The organism is Terrabacter sp. 01T434, from assembly GCF_056398545.1.
In genome coordinates this window covers 61,336-83,947 of sequence record NZ_JBFTPP010000004.1, presented here as the reverse complement: position 1 = coordinate 83,947, position 22,612 = coordinate 61,336, and the positions used below count along the sequence as shown (strand labels likewise).

The 22,612-nt window shown below is 70.6% G+C and carries 20 protein-coding genes; 5 read left to right on the top strand and 15 right to left on the bottom strand.

All coding sequences use genetic code 11. From position 1 onward, the window contains the following. Nucleotides 1-17 precede the first annotated feature (17 nt). The 4 genes from AC1DIW_RS09970 to AC1DIW_RS09955 form a co-directional block, all read right to left on the bottom strand. Complete coding sequence (locus AC1DIW_RS09970) at nt 18-1,286, bottom strand: MFS transporter (protein ID WP_442278338.1); 1,269 nt, start codon at nt 1,284-1,286, stop codon at nt 18-20. Continuing rightward, complete coding sequence (locus tag AC1DIW_RS09965) at nt 1,283-4,315, bottom strand: bifunctional [glutamine synthetase] adenylyltransferase/[glutamine synthetase]-adenylyl-L-tyrosine phosphorylase (RefSeq protein WP_478107868.1); 3,033 nt, start codon at nt 4,313-4,315, stop codon at nt 1,283-1,285. The genes AC1DIW_RS09970 and AC1DIW_RS09965 overlap by 4 nt, the downstream gene beginning before the upstream one ends. A gap of 51 nt (nt 4,316-4,366) precedes the next feature. Then, on the bottom strand, nt 4,367-5,704 hold the full coding sequence (glnA, locus tag AC1DIW_RS09960) for a type I glutamate--ammonia ligase (RefSeq protein WP_442278340.1): 1,338 nt from the start codon (nt 5,702-5,704) through the stop codon (nt 4,367-4,369). 164 nt (nt 5,705-5,868) lie between these two features. Next, entirely contained in the window at nt 5,869-8,205 is a 2,337-nt protein-coding gene (locus AC1DIW_RS09955; protein WP_442278341.1) for an immune inhibitor A domain-containing protein, read from the bottom strand. 262 nt (nt 8,206-8,467) lie between these two features. On the opposite strand from AC1DIW_RS09955, the gene panB reads away from it, so the two are divergent. Next, nucleotides 8,468-9,361 carry a 3-methyl-2-oxobutanoate hydroxymethyltransferase gene (gene panB / locus AC1DIW_RS09950; RefSeq protein WP_478107865.1) on the top strand — a complete coding sequence of 298 codons (894 nt, stop codon included), beginning with the start codon at nt 8,468-8,470 and terminating at the stop codon, nt 9,359-9,361. Nucleotides 9,362-9,426: 65 nt separating this feature from the next. Here panB and AC1DIW_RS09945 read toward each other — a convergent pair whose 3' ends face one another. After that, nucleotides 9,427-9,633 carry a methionine aminopeptidase gene (locus AC1DIW_RS09945; protein WP_442278343.1) on the bottom strand — a complete coding sequence of 69 codons (207 nt, stop codon included), beginning with the start codon at nt 9,631-9,633 and terminating at the stop codon, nt 9,427-9,429. 111 nt (nt 9,634-9,744) lie between these two features. Between AC1DIW_RS09945 and map the strand changes: the two genes are divergently transcribed. Both map and ppgK read left to right on the top strand, forming a co-directional pair. Then, nucleotides 9,745-10,623 carry a type I methionyl aminopeptidase gene (gene map / locus AC1DIW_RS09940; RefSeq protein ID WP_478107863.1) on the top strand — a complete coding sequence of 293 codons (879 nt, stop codon included), beginning with the start codon at nt 9,745-9,747 and terminating at the stop codon, nt 10,621-10,623. A gap of 110 nt (nt 10,624-10,733) precedes the next feature. Beyond that, nucleotides 10,734-11,492 (top strand): polyphosphate--glucose phosphotransferase, encoded by a 759-nt coding sequence (ppgK, locus tag AC1DIW_RS09935; protein ID WP_478107861.1) that lies wholly within the window; start codon nt 10,734-10,736, stop codon nt 11,490-11,492. Between the two features lie 64 nt (nt 11,493-11,556). Here the strand turns inward: ppgK and AC1DIW_RS09930 are convergent, their stop codons facing one another. The 8 genes from AC1DIW_RS09930 to AC1DIW_RS09895 all read right to left on the bottom strand — a co-directional run bounded on the left by AC1DIW_RS09930 (nt 11,557) and on the right by AC1DIW_RS09895 (nt 19,230). Next, the gene (locus AC1DIW_RS09930) at nt 11,557-12,492 is read right to left on the bottom strand and encodes a serine/threonine-protein kinase (protein ID WP_478107859.1); all 936 of its coding nucleotides are present in this window, start codon (nt 12,490-12,492) and stop codon (nt 11,557-11,559) included. After that, nucleotides 12,489-13,265 carry a cytochrome b N-terminal domain-containing protein gene (locus AC1DIW_RS09925; protein ID WP_478107857.1) on the bottom strand — a complete coding sequence of 259 codons (777 nt, stop codon included), beginning with the start codon at nt 13,263-13,265 and terminating at the stop codon, nt 12,489-12,491. Before AC1DIW_RS09925 ends, AC1DIW_RS09930 begins: the two co-directional genes overlap by 4 nt. After that, entirely contained in the window at nt 13,262-13,435 is a 174-nt protein-coding gene (locus tag AC1DIW_RS09920; protein WP_478107856.1) for a hypothetical protein, read from the bottom strand. Before AC1DIW_RS09920 ends, AC1DIW_RS09925 begins: the two co-directional genes overlap by 4 nt. 120 nt (nt 13,436-13,555) lie before the next feature. After that, a complete protein-coding gene (locus AC1DIW_RS09915) occupies nt 13,556-15,127 on the bottom strand; it encodes a hypothetical protein (protein ID WP_478107854.1) in 1,572 nt (523 codons plus the stop codon). Next, nucleotides 15,103-15,909: an ABC transporter ATP-binding protein gene (locus AC1DIW_RS09910; protein WP_442278350.1), complete on the bottom strand. Its 807-nt coding sequence runs from the start codon at nt 15,907-15,909 to the stop codon at nt 15,103-15,105. Before AC1DIW_RS09910 ends, AC1DIW_RS09915 begins: the two co-directional genes overlap by 25 nt. Nucleotides 15,910-15,953: 44 nt before the next feature. After that, complete coding sequence (locus AC1DIW_RS09905; RefSeq protein ID WP_478107852.1) at nt 15,954-16,607, bottom strand: MBL fold metallo-hydrolase; 654 nt, start codon at nt 16,605-16,607, stop codon at nt 15,954-15,956. A 273-nt stretch (nt 16,608-16,880) separates the two neighbouring features. Next, nucleotides 16,881-18,095: an FUSC family protein gene (locus AC1DIW_RS09900; RefSeq protein WP_478107850.1), complete on the bottom strand. Its 1,215-nt coding sequence runs from the start codon at nt 18,093-18,095 to the stop codon at nt 16,881-16,883. 82 nt (nt 18,096-18,177) lie between these two features. Further along, on the bottom strand, nt 18,178-19,230 hold the full coding sequence (locus AC1DIW_RS09895) for a YihY/virulence factor BrkB family protein (RefSeq protein WP_478107848.1): 1,053 nt from the start codon (nt 19,228-19,230) through the stop codon (nt 18,178-18,180). 161 nt (nt 19,231-19,391) lie between these two features. Between AC1DIW_RS09895 and AC1DIW_RS09890 the strand changes: the two genes are divergently transcribed. Beyond that, complete coding sequence (locus AC1DIW_RS09890) at nt 19,392-21,140, top strand: serine/threonine-protein kinase (protein ID WP_478107846.1); 1,749 nt, start codon at nt 19,392-19,394, stop codon at nt 21,138-21,140. Between the two features lie 94 nt (nt 21,141-21,234). Then, nucleotides 21,235-21,438, top strand: a complete 204-nt coding sequence (locus AC1DIW_RS09885) for a hypothetical protein (RefSeq protein ID WP_478107844.1) — start codon at nt 21,235-21,237, stop codon at nt 21,436-21,438. A 47-nt stretch (nt 21,439-21,485) separates the two neighbouring features. Here AC1DIW_RS09885 and AC1DIW_RS09880 read toward each other — a convergent pair whose 3' ends face one another. Together AC1DIW_RS09880 and AC1DIW_RS09875 are read right to left on the bottom strand one after the other, a co-directional pair. Next, nucleotides 21,486-21,731 carry an ANTAR domain-containing protein gene (locus AC1DIW_RS09880; protein ID WP_442278356.1) on the bottom strand — a complete coding sequence of 82 codons (246 nt, stop codon included), beginning with the start codon at nt 21,729-21,731 and terminating at the stop codon, nt 21,486-21,488. Nucleotides 21,732-21,805: 74 nt separating this feature from the next. Then, a complete protein-coding gene (locus AC1DIW_RS09875) occupies nt 21,806-22,540 on the bottom strand; it encodes a helix-turn-helix transcriptional regulator (RefSeq protein ID WP_478107842.1) in 735 nt (244 codons plus the stop codon). Nucleotides 22,541-22,612 lie beyond the last annotated feature (72 nt).

Here is a 22,612-nt window from a genome sequence, read left to right as displayed (position 1 = left end):
ACCTTCGGCGGTCTCGCTCAGGCCGCGTGGGAGGACGTCGTCGCGTAGGCGTGATCCACCGCCGTGCGCACCCGTTGGTGGGGCCAGCTGGCGGCGATGGCCGCGATGAGCACCAGGCTGGCAGCAGCGCAGACGGCGACGCCCACGTGCGGGCTCGTGTGCTGGCCGAGCCAGCCGGCGGCCAGGAACGACACGCCGGCGGCCGCGATGGAGACGCCCCCGGCGAGGCTGAAGATCCGGCCACGCAGCGCCGGCTCGGTGACCAGGGCGAAGGTCGCCTGCAGGGGCACCATGAACGCCTGGAGCGTGCCCGAGGCGAAGAAGAGGAACGCGACGACCCACGTCGAGGGCGCCAGCGCCGTCAGGAGCAGCGGCAGGGGCATCAACAGCGCCAGGGGCACGATCGACCGGTTCTGCTGGTGCACGTCACGTCGTCCGATGACGACGATCCCCACGATGGCACCGACGATGGGGGCCGCCATGAGCACACCGCCCCAGCCGTTGCGACCCGCGATCGGGATGGCGAGCGCCTCGGGCGCAGCGATGCCCAGGCTCGCGACGGCGCTCAGCGTCACGAGCCGCGCCAGCACGGGGTGCCGGGTCAGGTCGCCGGCAGCCGTGGAGAGGTCATGGATGAAGCCGCGCAGGCCGCGTCCGCGATCGCCGGAGACGGCTCGCAGCGGCACGACGAAGAGGATGACCAGCGCGGCGACGACGAAGGTGAGCAGGTCGAAGAGCAGGCCCGTCTCCGGACCGACGAGCGCGATGAGCCCGCCACCGACGGCCAGTCCGAGCGCCTGGTTGAACTGCTCGGACATCGCCGCGAGGCCGACGGCCCGAGCGTAGAGGTGACGGTCCTCGAAGAGGTCGGTGAGCAGCACCATGTTGGACGCCGTCGACGCGCCACCGACCAGCTCGAGCGCGAACAGGACGAGGAAGATGAGCCACAGCGCCGAGCCGGTGAGCGCGAGCCACATGAGTCCGAGCACGCAGGCGGCCCGGAGCAGATGGGACCAGATGAGCACCCACTTGTAGGGGAACCGGTCGACGACGGGGCCCACGAGGCTGCGACCGAAGAAGGTCGGCACGAAGCTCACGGCGAGCGTCGTCGCCGTGGCCAGCGGCGAGCTCGTCCGCTCGTAGACCATGGCCGCGATCGTGACGCGGGCGATGTAGTCACCCCACATGGACAGGGCGCTGGCCAGGAAGATCGGGAGGTACCGAGGGACACGGAGGACGGCGCCATAGGTCGGCACGCGAACGCCCTGTCCCTCCGTCGGATTCACGGGACGACGCTACCCCGAGGCGGGGACTCGTAAAAGTTGAAATCAGTGGCGTGGCGCGATCGCCGCGCCACTCGGCGCCACAGCTCGGCGAGGGCTGCACCCTCGCCGGGCGAACGGCCCATGATCCGACCGATCCCATCGAGGTCGCGCAGGTCGGAGGGAACGCTGTCGATGGGTCTCCCCCGCCACAGGACGCCGGCGTTGCGCATGAGCGCCGCGAGCTGCCAGGCCTCCCGGAGCGCCGCGGCGTCCTCGGCCGCGACGAGTCCTTCCGAGGTGAGCGCGGCGAGGCCTGCCATGGTGCCGGTGACCCGGAGCGCCGGGTGCGCATGGGCGTGCTGGAGCTGATGCAGCTGCACGACCCACTCGACGTCGCTGAGCCCGCCACGTCCGAGCTTGAGGTGGGTGCGCGGGTCGGCGCCCCGCGGCAGGCGCTCGCTCTCCACCCGCGCCTTGAGGGTGCGGATGTCGCGCACCTGGCTCGCCGTGATGCCGCCTTCGGGCCACCGCAACGGGTCGATGAGCGCGAGGAAGGCGTCGGCCAGCTCCGGTGGTCCTGCGATCGGGGTGGCCCGCAGCAGCGCCTGGAACTCCCACGTGAGGGCCCAGCGCTCGTAGTAGGTGCGGAACGAGTCGACGCTGCGCACGAGGGGGCCGGCCTTGCCCTCGGGGCGCAGGTCGGCGTCGAGGCTGAGGCCGGGGTCGGGACCGGATCCGGAGAGGAGCTTGCGCAGCTCCTGGACGACCAGGGTCGCGCGCGCCTGGACCTCCGTCTCCGACGCGCCCGCGTGCGGCTGGTGGACGAACATGACGTCGGCGTCGGAGGCGTAGCCGAGCTCTCGGCCGCCAAGGCTCCCCATGGCGACGACGAGGATGTCACCGCCGATCGGCAGACCCTCGCGCTCCTCGACCGCACGGGTCGCCGCGTCGAGTGCGACCTGGATCGTCGAACCGGTGAGGTCGGTCAGCGCCGCCCCCACCCCGGGGAGATCGATGACCCCGACGAGGTCACTCATGACGATGCGGAGCAGCTCGTGGCGTCGGATCGCGCGCACCGCCGCCACCGCGTCGGCGGCTGAGTCACGCCGGCCCGCGGCGGACTGCATCGTGGCCGTGATGGCCTCACGGGTGCGGGGCGTCAGCCCGTTGTCGTCGCCCAGGATCGAGACGCTCTCCGGTGAGCGCACGAGCAGGTCGGCGGCATACCTGCTCCGGGCCAGGCAGTGCGCCAGACGGTCGGCCGCGCGGCCCTCGTCACGGAGCATCTTGAGGTACCAGTGCGTCGTGCCGAGCTCGTCGGACACGCGCCGGAACGACAGCAGGCCGGCGTCCGGATCGGCCTCGTCGGCGAACCACCCGAGCATGACGGGGAGCAACGTACGCTGGATGGCGGCGCGCCGGCTGACACCGGTGGTCAGGGCCTCGATGTGCCGCAGGGCGCCGGCGGGGTCCCGGAAGCCCAGGGCGAGGAGGCGCTGTCGGGCCGCCTCGGGGCTCAGGCGCGCCTCGGTGGGACTCAGCCTGGCAGCCGCCGCGAGCAGCGGCCGGTAGAAGAGGCGCTCGTGCAGCCTGCGCACCTCGCGCGCCGCCGCCTGGCGGTCGGCGACCACGGCGCGTTCGGGATGCGTCCGGTGCCCCATGGCGCGGCCGAGGCGGCGGAGGTCGGGCTCGGTCACCGGCATGAGGTGCGTGCGACGCAGTCGGTGCAGCTGGATGCGGTGCTCGAGGCAGCGCAGGTGCCGGTAGGCCCGGTCGAGGACGGCGGCGTCCTCGCGCCCGACGTAGCCGCCCCGCGCGAGCGCGGCCAGGGCCTCGAGCGTCGTCGCGGAGCGCAGGCTGGGGTCGCTGCGGCCGTGCACGAGCTGGAGCAGCTGCACGCTGAACTCGACGTCGCGCAGACCGCCCGGTCCGAGCTTGAGCTGGCGCGCCGCCTCGTTGGCCGGCACGTGCTGCTCGACGCGGCGACGCATGGCCTGGACGTCCTCGACGAACTTGTCGCGCCCGGCGGCCTCCCAGACCATCGGCGAGATCTCGGCCTTGTAGCGCAGCCCGATCTCCTTGTCCCCAGCGGAGACCCAGGCCTTCAGGAGCGCCTGGAACTCCCAGGTCTTGGCCCAGCGCTCGTAGTACGCCTTGTGGCTGCTGATGGTGCGCACGAGCGGCCCCTGCTTGCCCTCGGGACGCAGCGCCGCGTCGACGGGCCAGAGGCTCCCCTCCGACGTCGGGGTCGAGCAGGCGCGCATCGTCGCCGTCGCCAGTGCCGTCCCGACGCGGAGGGCTGTCTCCTCATCCGTGCCGTCGGCCGGCTCGGCGACGAAGATGACGTCGACGTCGCTGACGTAGTTGAGCTCGCCCCCACCCGTCTTGCCCATCCCGATGATGGCGAGGCGGCAGGCCTCGTGGCCGTCGCCGTACTCCTCGCGGGCGATGGCGAGCGCGGCCTCGAGCGCGGCCTCGGCCAGCTCGGCGAGGGCCTCGCCGACGGCAGGCATCTCGGCGAGGGGGTCGCCGGCGGTGACGTCGAGCGCGGCGATGCGCAGCAGTCCGCGTCGGTAGGCGATGCGCAGGGCGTCGGACGCCGTCCGTTCCCCTCGTTCCTCGGTCACGGCCCGGACGAGCTCGCTGCGCACCTGCTCCCCGGGGCGGCGCTCCGCCCGGGCGGCGTCGACCCAGTGCTCCGGGTGTCGGACGAGCTCGTCGACGAGCGCGGTCGACGCGCCGAGCACACCGAGGACCCGCTGCCGCCCGACGCCCGGCGTCGCGAGCTCGGCCGCGAAGGCCGAGATCCCCCAGTCCGGGGCGTCACCGAGCCGGCCGAGCGCCTCGGCGACGCGCACCAGCCCGAGCAGGCACTGGTCCGGGTCGGCGGTGTCGCCCATGACGGCGGCGAGGTCGTCGAGCTGGCCGCCGGGGACTGCGGCGCGCACGGGCAGCAGCGCCGGGTCGTCGACGAGCCCGACGGCGCGGTCGGGGTCGGCGAAGCCGAGCCGGGCCAGGGCCCCTTCGGTGGTGCTGGTGCGTGATGACATCGGTGTCGAATCGCTAGGTGCCAGTGGGTGACTCGGCTGACTGGCGGACCGTCAGAGACGGGGCAGGTAGCGGTCGAGCTCGAAGCGGGTGACTTCGTGGCGGTAGTCGAGCCACTCCTGCCGCTTGTTGCGCAGGAAGAAGTCGAAGACGTGCTCGCCGAGGATGTCGGCGACGAGCTCGCTCTCCTCCATGACCTCCAGGGCCCGCCCCAGCGACGACGGCAGGGGGTTGATGCCCATCGCCCGGCGCTCCGCGTCCGTGAGGCTCCACACGTCGTCCTCGGTCTCCGGCGGCAGCTCGTAGCCCTCCTCGATGCCCTTGAGGCCCGCGCCGAGCAGGACCGCAAAGGCGAGGTAGGGGTTGCACGCGGCGTCGAGGGAACGGACCTCGACGCGGGTCGACTGACCCTTGTTGGGCTTGTGCATCGGCACCCGCACGAGCGCGGAACGGTTGTTGTGGCCCCAGGTGAGGTGGGCCGGAGCCTCTCCCCCGCCCCACAGTCGCTTGTAGGAGTTGACCCACTGGTTGGTGACGGCCGCGATCTCGGCCCCGTGGCGCAGCAGGCCGGCGATGAACTGACGACCGACCTTGCTCAGCTGGTAGGGCGCTCCGGCCTCGAAGAACGCGTTGGAGTCGCCCTCGAAGAGGGACAGGTGCGTGTGCATGCCCGAGCCCGGGTGCTCGGAGAACGGCTTGGGCATGAAGGTCGCGTAGATGCCCTGGGTCAGGGCGACCTCTTTGACGACCGTGCGGAAGGTCTGGATGTTGTCGGCCGTGCTCAGGGCGTCGGCGTAGCGCAGGTCGATCTCGTTCTGGCCGGGGGCGCCCTCGTGGTGGCTGAACTCGACCGAGATGCCCATGTTCTCGAGCATCGTGATCGCGGCGCGGCGGAAGTCGTGCCCGGTGCCGTGGGGCACGTGGTCGAAGTAGCCGGCGTCGTCGACCGGGATCGGGCGGCCGTTCGCGTCGCGTCCCTGCTCGAGGAGGAAGAACTCGATCTCGGGGTGGGTGTAGAAGGTGAAGCCGAGGTCGGCGGCCTTGCCGAGGGCCCGCTGGAGCACGTGCCGCGGGTCGGCGAAGCTCGGCGTGCCGTCGGGGAGCTGCAGGTCGCAGAACATCCGCGCCGTGCCGGGCGGGTCACCGCGCCACGGGAGGATCTGGAAGGTCGAGGGGTCGGGCTTGGCCAGCATGTCGGCCTCGTAGACGCGGGCGAACCCCTCGATCGCCGAACCGTCGAAACCGATGCCCTCGGCGAAGGCTCCTTCGAGCTCCGCCGGCGCGATGGCGACGGACTTGAGAGTGCCGAGGACGTCCGTGAACCACAGACGGACGAAGCGGATGTCGCGCTCTTCGATCGTGCGCAGCACGAACTCTTCCTGACGGTTCATGTGTCGATCCTGCCGCATGGGTGTTTCACGGATGTTGCGACACACGACCTTTGGGACGAGGGCCCGGTCGTATGCCGTGTGGCGGGCGCGGGAAGGGCCCCCGGGACGTGTCCCGGGGGCCCCTCCATGGTCATGACCGGCAGGTCATGCCGAGTGTGACGACGTCACTTGAACTGGACCTTCACCTCGAGCTCGTTGCCGCCCTGGCGGGTCTTGGCAACGGTCATCGTCGTGCCGGAACCGGCCACCTTGGTCGACCCCCACGGGTTGTCGGCCGTCCAGTAGCGGTTCGGGTCGCGGTCATCGAAGGTCGGGATCGCCGGCTGCGACGGGACCTTGGTGGCGACACCGTTACGGTGGAAGGTCACCGCGTCGGTCTTCTCCTGCCCGAACGTGGCGTCGAACGGCTGGCGACGGTTGCCCATCATCGTGCGGGTGCCGTCGACGTTGTTCAGCATGACCGGCGCCGGACGGGCGTCGACCGGCAGGACCTCGCCGCCACCGGGGTGGGCGGAGGTGTTGTTGTCTCCGTACTCACCGTTGGCGAACCAGACGAGCATGCCGTTCTGGTACGGGAAGCGCTCCACCCAGTCCGGCTTGCTGTTGCTCCAGCCGAAGTTGTACGGGCCGGTCTTGAGCGTCTGGTCGTAGCCGCTGTAGACGCGGTTCTCGGCGAAGTAGAAGTCCTGCACCTGCTTGGACGTGGTGCCGTTGCTGACGGCGAAGCCGCCCTTGGCGACCCACGCACCGGCGCCCGACTCGACGTCGTCGACCGCTCCGGTCACGCCGTCGGTGGTGACTGCGATGTCGTCGACGAACGCCTCGCTCGAGACGCCGCCGTCGGTGGCGACGCGGAAGCGGAACTGGACGGCCTGGCCCTTGTAGGCCGAGAGGTCCCACGACTTCTGCGTCCAGCCGAAGACGCCGTTGACGGGCGTGCCGACCTGGGTCCAGGTGGCGCCGTTGTCGGTCGACACCTCGCCGTACATGTAGTCGTAGTCCTGCTCGAGGTTGCCCTGGACGAAGGCGCTGATGGACGCCGAGGACGTGGCGCCGCTCAGGTCGACCGGTCGCGACAGGGTCGAGCTCAGGTTGTCGCCATAGCCGCTCCACCACTCGGCCTTGCCCGAATGCGGCGTGTTGCGCTTCGTGGTGACGGTGCGCGACGGGAGCGGGACGACGAGCGCCTGGACCGAGTCGCTCTTCGTGGAGAGGTCGGCCTGGCTCAGCTTGACCGTGGTGTCCGTGCCGAACGGGACGACCTTGTGGTCGAGCCATCCGAGCTGGAGCTTCTCCCACGGACCCATGTAGCCCGGCGTGGTGCCGATGGAGTCGGTGCCGTGGTTGAGCCACGAGCCGCCGCTCATCAGGGTCCAGAAGGCGGTGCTGTTGTCGCCGCCCTGGGTGTCGTAGAGGTCGGGCAGGCCGAGGTCGTGGCCGAACTCGTGGGAGAAGACGCCGAGGCCGCCGTTCTCGGGCTCGGTCGTGTAGTCGCCGATCCAGATGCCGGTGTCACCGATCTGGATGCCACCGAGCTTGTTGCCCGCGGGGCCGACCTTGCCGGCACCGGTGGAGTTGACGTACCAGCGGTGCGACCAGATGGCGTCGGTGCCCTGGGCACCGCCGCCGGCCTCCTCGCCCTCACCGGCGTGGATCGCCTGGAAGTGGTCGATGTAGCCGTCGGGGCGGTTGTAGACGCCGTCGCCCTGGGAGTCGTAGCGGTCGACCTTGTCGAACTGCTGGAGGTAGGCGCGGATCTGCTCCGTCGTCTTGCCCTGGGCCTTCTGGTCGGCGTACCAGGCCTGCGCCGTGTCGTTGATGTAGGCCCAGTAGCCGTTGGACTGCGGGACGGAGTTGGAGCCGTAGCGCGCCTCGTTGTAGGGGACCTTCACCCAGTCGGAGACGTCACCCTTGGCCAGGAAACGGCCGTTGGACTGCTTGAGGTAGAAGTCCTTGAACGACTCGCCGTTGCCGAACATCATGTCCATGTAGTGCTGGCGGTTGAAGTCCTTGAGCCAGTACGTCGAGTTGTCGTCGGTGCTGTTGCCGTCCCACTTGCGGTCGGGCGCCGCGATCTGGTTGTGCACCGGACCCGGGGCCGTCGACTGGCCGGCCATCGTCTTGTCACCGAAGTCGGTGAGGATCGTGAAGATGTCCTCCTCACGGTCGACCGGGTAGTTGACGTACTTGGACTTCTTCGGCTTGCCGTTCTTGTCCGTGCCCTTGGACTTGACCTCGATGACGCGGTTGCCATTGATGGTCTTGGTCGTGGCCTCGCCCTTGAGGAGCTTGGCGACGGCGTCCTTGCGCTCGGCCGTCTGGGCCTCGGCGAGGGGGTTGGGCAGGTTGTCCGGCTGGGAGGCCTGGGCTGCAGCGGGGTCGCCGCTCACCGGGGCCTTGGCAATCGGCGTTGCCTGAGCCTGCATCGGAGCGGTCAGGCCGGTGACGACGAGCGCCCCCACGGCCAGCCCCGATACAGCGCTCCATTGACGCTTGTTCAAGATGAGTCCTCCTGGTTCCTGAGCGCCGTAATCGGCACCTCGCGTATCACAACACACATCACAGACAATGGGGCGCGGAGTCACAGACGATTCGAAAAAACTTGTGCCACAAGGCAGCTGGACGCCAGAAACGTAAATTCTTCGTAAAGGACCTCCCAGAAAGTCTTGGCTTTCGGGTCCTGACCCGATAAGGATCCAGCCGTCACGGTGAACCCCATTCGCACTCGACGCCGGGGCACGTGGCCCCCGATATGCTCCCGAGATGAGCGCAGACGCCCCCGAGGAGCAGAGTCCCTATGGTTCCGGCAGCCGGGCCGAGGATGCCCCGACGGCGACTGCAGCGACCGCTCCGTCACCGCGCAAGGTGCGCATCCCCCACCTGCACGCCATGAAGGCCGAGGGGCGCAAGTGGGCGATGCTCACGGCATACGACATGTATGCGGCCCAGATCTTCGACGAGGCCGGCATCCCCGTCCTGCTCGTCGGTGACTCGGCCGGTAACAACGTCTACGGCTACGAGACGACGGTGCCCGTCACGCTCGACGAGATGATCCCGCTCGTCCGCGCGGTCTCGTCGGCCGCCCGACGAGCCCTCGTCGTGGCCGACATGCCCTTCGGCTCCTACGGCGCCTCAGTGGAGCAGGGCTTCGCGAGCGCCGTACGCCTCATGAAGGAGGGCCTCGCCCACGGGGTCAAGCTCGAGGGTGGCACGGCGATGGTCCCGCTCGTCGCGACCCTGACCGCCGCAGGCATCCCCGTCATGGCCCACATCGGGTTCACCCCCCAGAGCGAGCACCAGCTCGGCGGCTACCGCGTGCAGGGTCGCGGTGACGCGGCCGACGCCCTGGTCGACGAGGCGCGGGCCCTGCAGGACGCCGGGGCATTCGCCGTCGTGCTCGAGATGGTCCCGGCTCCGGTCGCTGCCCGGGTCACGGAGGTCCTGAGCATCCCGACCATCGGCATCGGCGCGGGCAACGGCACCGACGCCCAGGTGCTCGTGTGGAGCGACTTCGCCGGACTGCGCAGCGGCAAGGCGCCGCGGTTCGTCAAGAAGTACGCCGACCTGCGCGGCACGCTGCTCGATGCTGCGCGGGCGTATGCGGCCGACGTCGAGTCCGGCGCCTTCCCGGACACCGAGCACTCGTTCGAGTCCTGACGCGCCGGCGCCCACCCGGTCAGGACCGGATGGGCGCGGTGCGCGGAAGGTGCAGACGGGCTCGCTCAGGCGTCGCCGTCACCGGACGCCGAGCGCCCGCGCTCGTTCCAGTCTCGATCCTCGGAGTCCCACTGCTCGGTCTTCTTGTGGGCGGTGTCGAGCGCTGCCCGCGCCTCCGCCTCGGTGGCGTACGGGCCGAGCACCTGCTCGCCCCGGCTGCGGTTGTCGTCGGTCTCGACCTGACCCGTGTCGACGTTGTACCAGAAGCTCACGTGCGCACTCCTTCTCTCCTCGGACTCTTGCGGACTTCACCCGGCCCGGGCGGGTCCGCGTCATGAACGCGACGCGTGGACGGCACCCGCTGACGACCTAGACTCCACCGTATGCCGTTGCTCCAGCCGCAGGTGTCGCCCCACCCCCTCAGTCCTCGCCGACCGGTCCCTGCCGCCATCGAGCGCCCGCACTACGTCGACGTGCCCCAGCCGCGTGAGGACGGCGACGTGCACATCAAGGACGCGGAGACCCTCGAGAAGATGCGGATCGCGTCGCGCATCGCGGCCACGGCCATGGTCGAGGCCGCCAAGGCCATCGCTCCCGGTGTCACGACCGACGAGCTCGACGCCGTCGCCCACGAGTACATGCTCGACCACGGCGCCTACCCCTCTCCGCTCGGTTACAAGGGCTTCCCCAAGTCGGTGTGCACGAGCGTCAACGAGGTCATCTGCCACGGCATCCCCGATGCCCGTCCGCTCGAGGACGGCGACATCGTCAACATCGACGTCACGGCCTTCATCCACGGCGTGCACGGCGACACCGACGCCACCTACCTCGTCGGCGACGTCGACGAGGAGTCGCGCCTGCTCGTCGAGCGCACTCACGAGGCCATGATGCGCGGCATCCGCGCGGCCCGTCCCGGGCGCGAGATCAACGTCATCGGCCGCGTCATCGAGAGCTACGCCAAGCGCTTCGGCTACGGCGTCGTGCGCGACTTCACCGGGCACGGCATCGGGCTCGAGTTCCACTCCGGCCTCATCGTCCCCCACTACGACGCGGCTCCCCACTACGACACCGTCATCGAGCCCGGCATGACGTTCACCGTCGAGCCGATGCTCAATCTCGGCACCCACGAGTGGGAGATGTGGGACGACCGCTGGACCGTCGTCACCCGGGACGGCAAGCGCTCGGCCCAGTTCGAGCACACCATCGTCATCACCGACGACGGCAACGAGATCCTCACCCTCCCCGAGGACGCCGCTGCCTGAGTCGGCCCCTGGGCGCGCGACAGCCGCGCTCCCCCCGCACGTCGCACCACCTCACGCCCAACCAGCAGCACCTGACACTCGACCACGTCCTCGACAAGGAAGCATGGACCATGGCCAAGCACGGCAAGCCCCTCGGCATCGACATCGGCGGCAGCGGCATCAAGGGCGCGCCCGTCGACCTCAAGGCGGGTGACCTCGCCGGCAAGCGGTTCAAGATCCTGACGCCCAAGCCGGCCACCCCCGACGCCGTGGCCGCGGTCGTCGACGAGATCGTCGACCACTTCGCCGACGTGACGGGCGACTCCCCCATCGGCGTCACCGTCCCGGCCGTCGTGATCCGCGGCACCGTGCTCTCGGCCGCCAACATCGACCCCTCGTGGATCAACACCGACGCCGAGGCCCTCATCAAGGAGCACACCGGTCGTGCGGTGACCGTGCTCAACGACGCCGACGCGGCCGGCCTCGCCGAGATGTACTACGGCGCGGCCAAGGGCGTGCAGGGCCTGGTCATCCTCACCACCCTGGGGACCGGCATCGGCAGCGCCATCATCCAGGACGGTCGCCTCGTGCCGAACTCGGAGCTGGGTCACCTCGAGATCGACGGCTACGACGCCGAGGACCGGGCGGCGTCGTCGGCCAAGGACGCCGAGGGGTTGTCGTGGGACGAGTACGTCGAGCGCCTGCAGACCTACTACGACACCATCGAGAAGCTCTTCTCGCCCGACCTCATCATCGTCGGCGGCGGGATCTCCAAGGACAGCGACGACTTCCTGCCGAAGCTGAAGCTGCGCTGCCCGATCGTCCCGGCCCAGCTGCGCAACCAGGCGGGCATCATCGGTGCCGCCCACCTGGCCGTCGACCTCGCCTGACCGCGCTCCGTAGACAGGCCCGGCACGAACCCGGGCCTGTCTGCGGACGTCTGCGGGCCGGCGGTCATCGCCGGTGCGTGCGCCACACGAGCCGGTGGACCCCCAGGTGTCGCGGCAACGTGCGCAGACCCGGTATCCAGGGGATGCAGACGAAGCCGATGCTGAGCAGGATCATCAGCGCCCAGACGCCGATGTCCGCGTTGTCCGACGTGGAGAACGGGGGCACCTGGTACCACAGGGAATACAGCCACAGCCACGGCTGGCCGGGGTAGTTGCCCGTCTCGTTCATGATGCCCCACTGGTCGCCACCGAGGTTCTGGGCGCGCGCCGCGTCCTCGAGGTGCGTCCCGTCGGCCAGCAGGAGCAGTGCCTTGGTGCTGTCCACACCGAAGAAGCTCGTCCGGGACGTGAGCAGACCCTCGAGCGCGCCGCTGTCGGCGAGGCGCAGCTCGGCGGCCGCGATGGCCGGGACAGGACCGTAGTCGCCTGCTGCGACCTTCGCGGGGTCACCGTCAGGCGCCTTCGCGAGCGCGTCCGAGTATGCCGTCGCCCAGGCCTGTTGCTGGTCCGCGGACGCGCTCTCCCACGCTCGGACAGCGGCGGTCGCCGCAGTGTCGCCGACGAGGGTCCGCACCGGGTCGAGGACGAAGTCCTTCGCGGAGTCGACGGGCAGCGTCACACCGGGCAGCTTCTGGAGGTTGACCGGACCGAGGCTCTGCCCCTCCGCGGCGGTGTTGTAGGGCGCACCGTAGCCGGCGCTCGTCGTGGTGCCTGCGAGCTCCCCGGCCGCGGTGGCAACGACATCGGCCGGCGCCTGACGCGCCCACTGCTGCAACGAGATCGCGGGATCATCCGGGGACGAGAAGACGAGGGCAGCGACGACAGAGAGCACGGTGACCACGCCCAGTGCGATGACGAACTCCTTGACGAGGTCGTAGCGCCGCGTCGGGAACACGTGCGAGTCGGGCGTGGGTCCCCACCCACCGGTGCCGCGGCTCATGCCCCCGGCCCCTGGCTCGAGCCGACGGTCCTCACCGAGTCCGGCTCGCTGCGACTCGCCTCAGGCCCCGGCGCCCCCAACGTGGCCTCCGGTTCGGGAACAGGGAGCGAGGTCGTCGGGCCCAATGCACCGATCGGCGGTGCCACGCCGCGGCGTCGCACGAGCACGACGTGCACGACGACGATCCCGCCGACGACGAGTGGGAGGAGCGAGACGTGCCACAGCACCATCTGCCCGAGGTTCATGACGTTGAAGTAGGCACCGATCCCGGCGGCGTTGAGTCCGTCCTTGGCCTGGGTCGAGATCCACTGCGAGTCGAAGTTCGTCTGGATCAGATAGCCGGTGAACGCCGTCCCCAGAGAGCCGAAGAAGGCGAGTGCGCCTGTCGCCCAGGTCAGTCCGCGGTTGCCTCGCCAGGACGCCATGAAGAACTTGCCCCACAGGTGGATGACCATGGTGGCGAAGAACAGCTCGACGCTCCACAGGTGCACGGAGTTGACGAAGTGCCCCACCGTGCTCGAGTGCCACCACGTCACGCCGCCCAGCGTCAGCACGAGGCCCGAGACGATGATGACGACGAGGCTGGCAAGGCACGCGACGCCGAAGACGTAGATCCACGAGGCGACATAGACCGGCTGCCGATCGGGCAACCACTGCCCCTTGGGCACGAGACCCTCGACCCATCGGGTCAGGGCTGCAGTCCAGGTGTCCCGTCCGCGGCGGCCTCCGGGCTCGGACACCACGGAGGGGTCTGGCGTCGAGGGTCGGCTCATCGGTCCTCGTCCTCACGCGGTTCGGGGAACGGCAGCACGAGCGCGAGCACGAAGACGAGGATCATCAAGAGGATGACCACGAGATTGGCGACGGTGATCGTCACCCATCCCCACTGGACGACCGGCCCTGCGGGAACTGGTTTTGAGACGGCGAGCAACTGGGTGATCATCTCTGGCCTCCGGGAGCACGAAGCTGTGAGTTCTCCTGCCCGGCGCAGATCTACTACACACCGTAAGAGTAAGTTGCCGGTGGATGGCGCGCAGGGTAATCAGATCTTCGAGCCAGTTTCCTAGTTGCGCCGCAGCGCCGACAGCAGCTCGGGGGCCCGCCGGTCGTAGAGACGGGCGCCCGCACCGACGCCGACGACGGCGACGCCCACGCCTGCAACGAGTCCGACGAGGCCGGCGCCCCAGTCGGCTGCCGCCGACCCCTGCCAGGCCAACCACGCGAGCAGGATCGCGGGACCGGCAAGTACGACGGTGCCCAGGCTGGCCATCGACTGCGCGGCGATCGTGATCCCGGCGGCGCCCGGAGGCGCGCTGAAGGGGCTCTCGCCGGCCTGCGGGACGGGGTACGGGAACCCGATGCTCATGACGCTCGACACGGCATACCCGGCGCCGAGCAGGGCCACGGACAGGCCGAGCACCGCCGGCAGGAGGTCCCAGCGGGCGGCGACCGAGACCCCGACGAGGACGTACACCGGCACGAGAACGGCGGCAAGCACGGTGACGGGCACGAGCCGCCCCCGCCGGTCGTCGCGTCCGGACATGCCAGAGACGATGTGCAGCCAGACGGCATCGGACTCGTAGGCCACGGCGTTGTGCTCGCTCCAGCCCAGGAGGAAGGCGACGAGCGGGCCCATGAGCAACGTCGTCCACGCCACACCGTTCGTGGAGAACGGGATGAGCAGCGCGAGGGGGAGCAGCGACGTCATGACGAGGCTGATCTGGAAGCGCGGGTCGCGACGCCAGTAGGTGAGCACCCGCGCAGCCACGGCCCCGACGGGCGTGCCGGGCAGTCGAGCGAGCAGGCCCAGGTCGTCGCCCACGGACGCGCCCGAGTCGGATCGTGACACGGCGCGGGGGTTCTCGACCTCTCCCCGCAGCACCCTCGACCACAGTCGGAAGACGACCACGAGAAGCCCAGCAGCCAGGGCCAGCCGCACCAGCCCGACGCCGACGTCGCCGGCAGCCACGTCACCCGGGGCGGCCCACGCCCAGCCCAGGGGCGACCATGCGACGACACGCGACACGGCGGGTATGAGGTCGCGCAGGCCGGCGCCGACGTTCGCCACGACGGAGATGACCGGTCCGACGACGACGAGCAGCAGCAGGCCCAGCACGGCGATGACGTCACGACCACGACGGCTCGAGACGGCCCTCGTCATGATCGCGGACACCCACCGACTCGTCACGATCGCGCTGAGGAGCCCGATGCCCGTTGCCACGACAGCCACCGCGGTCGATGCCAGCGTGTGCGACCACGCGATCACGACCCCGGCCGAGAGAACCATCGAGGCGATCGCGGGCAGGCCGACGAGTGCAGCTGCCACCAGCCCGACCGCCAGCTCGCGGTGGGGAACGGCGAACGTGGCGAACCGAGCAGGGTCGAGCGTCGGGTCCGACCCGAACGAGAAGAGCGGCACGACCGTCCAGAGGACGATGCCCGCAGCGCCGGCGAGCGGGATCACGACGCGTGCGGCGTCGAGCGACCCGCGGAACGACGCGAGGATGACGGCGAGGCCGGACACGAGCACCGCGAAGTAGACGATGCCGACGACGGCGCCGATGGCCTGGGACCGGCTGCGCCTGAAGATGTTGCGCAGCAGGGTCAGCTTCAGTCGGACGAGGTGCGCAACCACGACAGCCCCACCACCTCCGTGCTGCCCCCGACGAGGTCGACGAACCGCTCCTCGAGCGACCGACCGTCGCGGACGACATCGAGCTCGCCTGCGGCGAGGACGAGCCCGTCGGAGATGACGGCGACATGGGTGCAGATGCGCTCGACGAGGTCCATGACGTGGCTGGAGAGGACCACGGTGCCGCCGGACTCGACGAAACCGGTGAGGATGCGGCGGATCGTCGCCGCCGAGACCGGGTCGACGGCCTCGAACGGCTCGTCGAGCACCAGCACCCGAGGTGCGTGGACGAGGGCCGAGGCCAGCGTCACCTTCTTGGTCATGCCCGCCGAGTAGTCGACGACCAGCTTCCCCTGAGCCTCGGAGAGGCCGAGCGCAGCCACGAGCTCGCCAGCGCGCTCCGACGCGAGCTCGCGTGACATGCCGCGGAGCAGGCCGGCATACGTGATGAGCTGCAGACCGGTGAGCCGGTCGAACAGCCTGAGCCCGTCGGGGAGCACGCCGAGCAGTCGCTTGGCCGCAACAGGGTCCGACCACACGTCGCGGCCGAGGACGAACGCCTGTCCGGCATCGGGACGCAGCAGGCCGGTGACCATCGAGAGGGTCGTCGTCTTGCCGGCACCGTTGGGTCCGACGAGACCGAAGAACGACCCACGCGGCACGTCGAGGTCGACGCCCTTGACGGCGACGAGATCACCGAACCGCTTGCCGAGCCCGCGCATGGCGATGGCAGGCCCTTCGGTCGGACCTCCTTGCGGGGCAGGGAGATCGGCGATGTCGCTCACGGCACTCCCCCGAGCTCGGATGTCAGAAGTGTTCCAGGAGGGTCTCAGAAGGTCGCGGACTCGGCGTCGCGCAGCGGGACGTACGAGAGGCCCTCGACGCCGGAGAACTGCTCCACGTGGCCGGAGTACATCCGGTGCCCGACGTCGCTGAGCAGGGCGTCGTGGATCGGGATGAAGACCTTCGGGGCGATGCGTCCGACGAAGGCGATGGAGTCGCGGCTCGCGGCCCAGGGCGCGTTGAGCGGATGGGCGAGGACGTCGACCTGTCCGGGCTCGCCGTCGTAGGCGTCACCGGGGTGGAAGAGCGAGGGCTCGCCATCGGCCCGGAGGACGACGCCGACGTTCGGGATGCGCGCCATGGCCGCGTGGTTGAACGCGTGCAGCTCGCCGACCGGTGTCACGGTGACGTCACCGACCGTGAAGTCCTCACCCTGGCGCGAGGGGATCGCGGCCAGACCCGCCTCGCGCAGCTTCTCGGCCGTCAGCGGGTCGGTGTGGACGGTTGCGGACGGGTTGGAGCGGATCAGCGCGCCGACCCGCTCCGGGTCGAAGTGGTCGGCGTGGTTGTGGGTCACGAGGACCGCATCGAGACCGGTGAGGTCCTCGAAGCCCGACGAGAAGCTGCCCGGGTCGATGAGGATGCGGCGGTCGGCGGTCTCGACGAGCAGGCAGGCATGTCCGAGGTGAGTCACGCGCATGCGAACACCTAACCACGTATGCCGTCTGCGACCACGTATGCCGTCCGCATCAGGCAGGTGGTCGCGAGTCGTGCTCCCGGCCGCCGTTCACGGGCGAGCACCGGGCGAGCCGGAGCCGTCGCTGACGACAGCGCCCCACGCCCAGGACCCTTCTCGACATCCGGTGCTGCGCGGCAGGCCAGGTCCAGCACTGACAGTGCGGCGCCGGCGGGCTGGCGGGCGGGCCGGGTCGGTGGTTCGGTTCGCGCACGAGGAGAGGTTACGCGGTGGTCGTCACCTGCTGCGGCCGCCCTGCCGACGCAGGCGCGCCCAGACGGGCGACTCGGCCGGGGGCAGGCGCAGGGCACCGGTGTCCGTGGGGACGACGGCCGACTCCCGGGCAGACTCGAGCTCGGCCAGCGCACGCAGGGAGTCGCTGATGAGCGAGCCGTAGACGGGCCATTCGTCAGGATCGTCCAACGGGGTGGTGCGCACCTCCTCCCGCAGCCTCGTGAGGACGTCGAACGCCCGCGCGACCCCGTCGTCGAAGGCGGTCGTCGCCTCCTCGTCGTGACGACCGAACTGCGACACCGCCACGGCGAGGCCGGCGAGGGCGTCGGCATACTCCGTCAGGAAGGAGCTGGAAGGGGTCGGTTGGTGCCGTCGCTCGTCCGCGGCGTCGACGAGCGTCCGGGCGATCCCGGTGACCTGCCACAAAGTCCGGCGCAGGGTCGTGACGGTGTGCTCGTACCCCTCCCAATCCACGTCGGCGGGACGGATGTTGTCGCGGGGGTTGAAGCGCATGCTCTCGCGACCGGTGCGGATGTCCTCGAGCACGTAGGGGGCCTTGTCGGCGATCTCCGTGCCGCGGCGGTACCACCGACCTGCGGTCTCGGCGTCCCAGCCGCCCCTCAGCCCGCTGGCCATCTCATCGAGCAGCTCGCGCACCTGCCGTGCCAGCGCCGACACTCGCTGGCGTGGCTTCGTCAGGTGCAGCGGCGCGAACACGATGGCGTTCGTGGCCACCCCGATCACGCCTCCTGCGAGCGTCTCGACGATCGTCAGGTAGGTGAACTGCGCGTTCGTGCCCTTGGCGGTGATGAGGGACAGCAGCACCATGGCCGGCACCTGGATGCCGTGGTCCCCGAGCCTCGACCACCGGCCGATGACGAGGGCGACGAGGATGACGCCGAACATCGTCCACCACCAGACGCCGAAGACCGTCGCGGCGAACCAGGCGACCCCGAGCCCCAGAACGACGGCGGCGATGCGCTGGGCGCTGGCCGACAGGGAGCGCACCATCGTGCGGTCGACGACGAGCAGGGCCGCCATCGGTGCGTAGAACGGCACCGGACTGTCGAGCACCCGCACGGCGAACTGCCAGGCGAGCACCGTCGCGATCGCGGCCTTGACGAGCAGGAGGAGCGCGTCACGCTCGGGGCCGGCCTGCCGAAGCGCCTGGTGCAGCGCCTGCACGCGGAGCCTCGCGTCGTCTCGCCACTGGCTCATGAGTCACCGCCCCCGCAGGATGCCCGGTCACCGATCGGGTCACGTGCGTCGTTTCCCACGGCCAACACTCTACGGCGGGCGATCAGTCCGACCTGCGCTCGGACGCCTCGGCGACGGCGCGCTTGTCGATGTCGTCCATGGCCCGCGTGTCACGCGGCTCGGCGAAGGGCTCGAGGTCCTCGGGCACTCCCTCCGCGATGGCGCGGCTGCGGTCCAGCTCGGCATTGACCTCCGCGCCGAGCAGGATGGCGATGTTCGTCAGCCAGAGCCAGACCAGGAACACGACGACGCCCGCCAGCGAGCCGTAGGTCTTGTTGTACGACGAGAAGGAGGCCACGTAGACCGCGAAGAGGGCGGACACGACCAGCCAGATCACGACGGCGATGACGCCGCCGGGGCTGACCCACTTGACACCGCCCTGCTTCGCATTGGGGCTGGCCCAGAAGAGGACGGCGAAGAGGACCGACACGAGGACGAGGAGGACGGGCCACTTGAGGATCCCCCAGACGAGGACGGCCGTGTCGCCCGCGCCGACGAGGTTCCCGACCTGCTGGGCGACGGGCCCGCTCACCACGACGATGACGGCGCTGACGACCATGACGAAGACGGCGAACACGGTCACCCCGACCCGGATCGGTACGGTCTTCCAGATCGGTCGCCCCTCCGGGATGTCGTAGATGACGTTCGAGGCCCGCATGAACGCCGACACGTAGCCCGAGGCCGACCACAGGGCCACGAGCAGTCCGAACACCGCGCCCAGACCGGCGCCGGACTTGTTCGCCTGGGCCTGCCCGATGAGGGTGCGCACGAACTCTGCGCTGGACCCGGGCGCGATCGCCTGGACCTGGCTGACGACCTGGGCGGTCGCATCGCGTCCGAGCAGGCCGAGGGCGGCGACGAGCACGACAAGCGCCGGGGCGATGGAGAGCAGTCCGTAGTAGGTCAGCGACGCCGCGAGGTCCGTGAGGTTGTCGCGCTTGAACTCACCACGCGCTCGCTTGAGGACCGCGACGAGCGAGGCGCGAGGGAGGTCTGCCGGGCTCTCGGGCGACGCCTGGCCGGCGTCTCTTCCGGCGTCGCCGGACTCCTGGGGGGTGCGGGAGGGGGTGTGGGAGGGGTTTTGTGCTGGTGCCATGATCTTCGCGTACCCAGTGGGCGGACCCCCGCACCGGAACGGGACCGGTTCGAGCGCTTCGGTGTCGCAATGGCAGCATGGGGCGCTGGTCTGGGTACGACCCACCCGGACCATGGCCCGCGCGACGGGCGCGACCCAGCACGCACCGGAGGGAGACGACGATGACGGACGAGCGGCCCACCGTCATCGCCGGGCGCTACCGGCTGATGAACAGGATCGGTTCCGGGGGCATGGGGCACGTCTGGCTCGCCTGGGACGAGCGGCTCAACCGCGCCGTGGCGGTCAAGCAGCTGCACTCCCCCGTCGGCCTGCCCGAGGCAGAGGCTCGCGTCGCCCACGATCGCGCCATGCGGGAGGCCCGCATCACGGCCCGCCTCCACCATCCGAACGCCGTCCCGGTCTTCGACGTCGTGGACCACGAGGGTCAACCGTGCCTCGTCATGCAGTACCTCCCGTCGCGCAGCCTGCAGGCCGTCCTGACCGAGCGCGGTCCCCTGCCGGCGCGCGAGGCTGCCCGGATCGGCAGCGAGCTGGCAGCCGCCCTCGCGGCCGCACACCGCGCCGACATCGTGCACCGCGACGTCAAGCCGGGCAACGTCCTCCTCGCCGACGACGGCACGGCCCGCATCACCGACTTCGGCATCTCGCACGCCCTCGGGGACGCGTCGCTCACCTCGACCGGCATGGTCACCGGCACACCTGCCTACCTCGCACCTGAGGTCGCTCGCGGCACGTCGTCCAGTGCCGCCTCGGACGTCTTCTCGCTCGGAGCCACGCTGTATGCCGCCGTCGAGGGCGCGCCTCCGTTCGGCACCGGCGAGAACGCGATGGCGCTGCTGCACCGGGTCGCTTCCGGCGCGATCACGCCGCCGTCGGACGGCCCGCTGACCCCGGTCCTGCTCGCGATGCTCGCCGCCGCCCCCGAGGACCGTCCCGCCATGCAGGAGGTGTCCGAGGTGCTCGCCGAGGTCGCAGCCGGACGCGCACCGCGGGGAGTCATGGGCGCCTCGTCCGAGGACGGCCAGGTCCGCACCCGCGTCCTTCCTGCCGCCGGAGCCGCCGCGGGAGTCGGCGCAGCCGGAGCCGCCGGTGCAGCCGCGGGCGCCGGCACAGCCCCGAGCACGGCCTCCACCTCGCGACTGACCCCCACGGCAGCTCCGCGTACCGTGGCCGCCGCGGTCGCCGACCCAACGGACCCAACGGAGGCAGCGGAGCGGCTGCCGGGTGCCCGCCGAGCCGGCGGCACGGCATACTCCGGCCCGGGCGCCACGCCACCGCCGGCCCCACCAGTCGCCCGCGACGGCGCCCCCGCCAGGCGGCGCAGGCTCGTGCTGCTGGTCGGTGTCGTCGCGCTGGTCGGCATCGGCCTGCTCGTCTGGGCGCTGTCGGGCAGTGACACCGGAAGTGGGCAGCCCGCTCCCCCGGTCGTGGCGCCGACCACGTCGAACGCCATACCGCGACCGAGCACGCCGGCTCCCACGACATCGAGGGCCGCCACGCCCTCCGCCTCGACGAGCGCGCCCGCGAGCTCCGCCACGACCGCGCCGACGACTGCCGGCACACCGGTGACGCCCCCTGCCGGGACCTCGGCCGCCGACCTGGAGCGTGCGGTCCGTGACTACTACGCGCTGCTGCCGGGCAACACCGACGCCGGGTGGGCACGCCTCACGGACCGCTACCGGACCACGACGTCGGGCAACCGCGCGACCTACGACCGCTTCTGGACGTCGGTCGACACCGTCGACGTGCTGCAGGCCACGGGATCCGCCCCGGGCTCGGTCGTCGCGACCCTGCGCTACGCGTTCACCGACGGCCGCCGCTACGAGGAGCGGACGTCCTACGCGCTCGTGGACGACGGGGGCGTCCTGAAGATCGACCGCTCGTCGGTGCTCAGCAGCCGCCGGCTCTGACGTCCTTGACCGGTCTGACCGGTCTGACCGGTCTGACCGGCACGGATGGTCCCGACACCGGTGCAGGACGACCCTTGCACCTACAGTGGGCTTCGTGCCCGCCGTGGACGGCTCGACGCCGACGGCGCCCGTCCGTCGTGCGACCGATGTCGTCTACGTCGTCGTGCTCAACCTCTTCATCGAGTGCTTTCCCGCCATCATCAGCGAGTCCTTCACCCTGTCGCTGCTGACAGCCAGCCGCCTCGCGGTACGACGCCTGCTGGCACCAGCGCCTCATGACGCCGATCCCGTTGCCTGAGCTGCGTCGCGGCCACGCAGGGCCGCGGTCCCCGATTTCGCGCTGGGTCAGCGCGGCAGGCGGGCGGTCCCCAGGTCGATGACGTCGCTGGCCACCGAGCCCAGATCGCCGCCGGACTCCTCGGCGCCCACCCGCATCAGCTCGTACGCCTCGTCGGCGGTCAGGCCCCGCTGGAGCATGACCAGGTCGACCGCCACCGCGACGTCGATGCCGGGCTCAGGCCTCGTCGCCGCCGTCTGGCCGGGACAGCGCGGGTCCATCCCGTGGTCTCCGGTCGGCGCCGACTCGCTCATGGGAGAGCCATACCCAGCCAAGCGGCGGCACCCGCACGCGGCTCCCGCACACGGTGCCAGGGTCAGGGACTCGGCTACTGGCCCCAGTCCGCCGACGTCGTGAGCCGGGCCACGCAGGAGCGTTCGGTGACGAAGGGTTGCAGGTCGACCTCGGTGGCGTTCTCCCCCACCACAGCCATCGTGCCCCGGAGCAGGCCGCGGTGGATGCCGCACACGACGGCCGGGTGCGCCCGGGCCATCGAGAGGAACGGACATCCCTGGAGGGTCAGCTCTACGGTCCTGCCCCCGGCCGAGGTGCGCAGCTCCGGCTGGTAGCCCCACTCGTCGAGCAGGTCGACGGCCATGCCCACCTTGCCGAGCCAGGCACCGGCACTGGCGGCCGATCGTGGGGCCGGGCCGCCGGCGCGGGCCTCGACCCACCGTTCACCGGCGCGCTCCGGATCCCCCGGTGAACCGTCCGCGGTGTCGGCCCACGCACTGGTCAGCAGCTCGGTGAAGGCGTGCAGGGCCTCCGGGCTCGCGAGCGAGGGCCGTTCCGCCATGGCGGCGAGGTAGATCTTGCGCGGGCGCCCGACGGACCCCCGCCGCTGGGCTGTCACGACGGCTCCGGCGGCGACCATCCGCTCGAGGTGGAAGCGTGCCGTCGTCACGTGCAGCCCCAGCGCATCCGCCGTGTCGCTCGCGCTGAGGCCCCGCTCGGCCGCGTCGTCGCGTGAGCTGCTGGCGGGGAGGCTCCCGGCTTCCTGCAGCAATTCCATGATCGCTCGTCGGGTGGGCGAGGACAGGACGTCGCTCTCGATGTCGTGCACGCATGCTCCATTTCGTTGATTTGAAGGATACCGGTGGCGTCGGCACCGTCGGCCATCGAGGCCCGACACCCG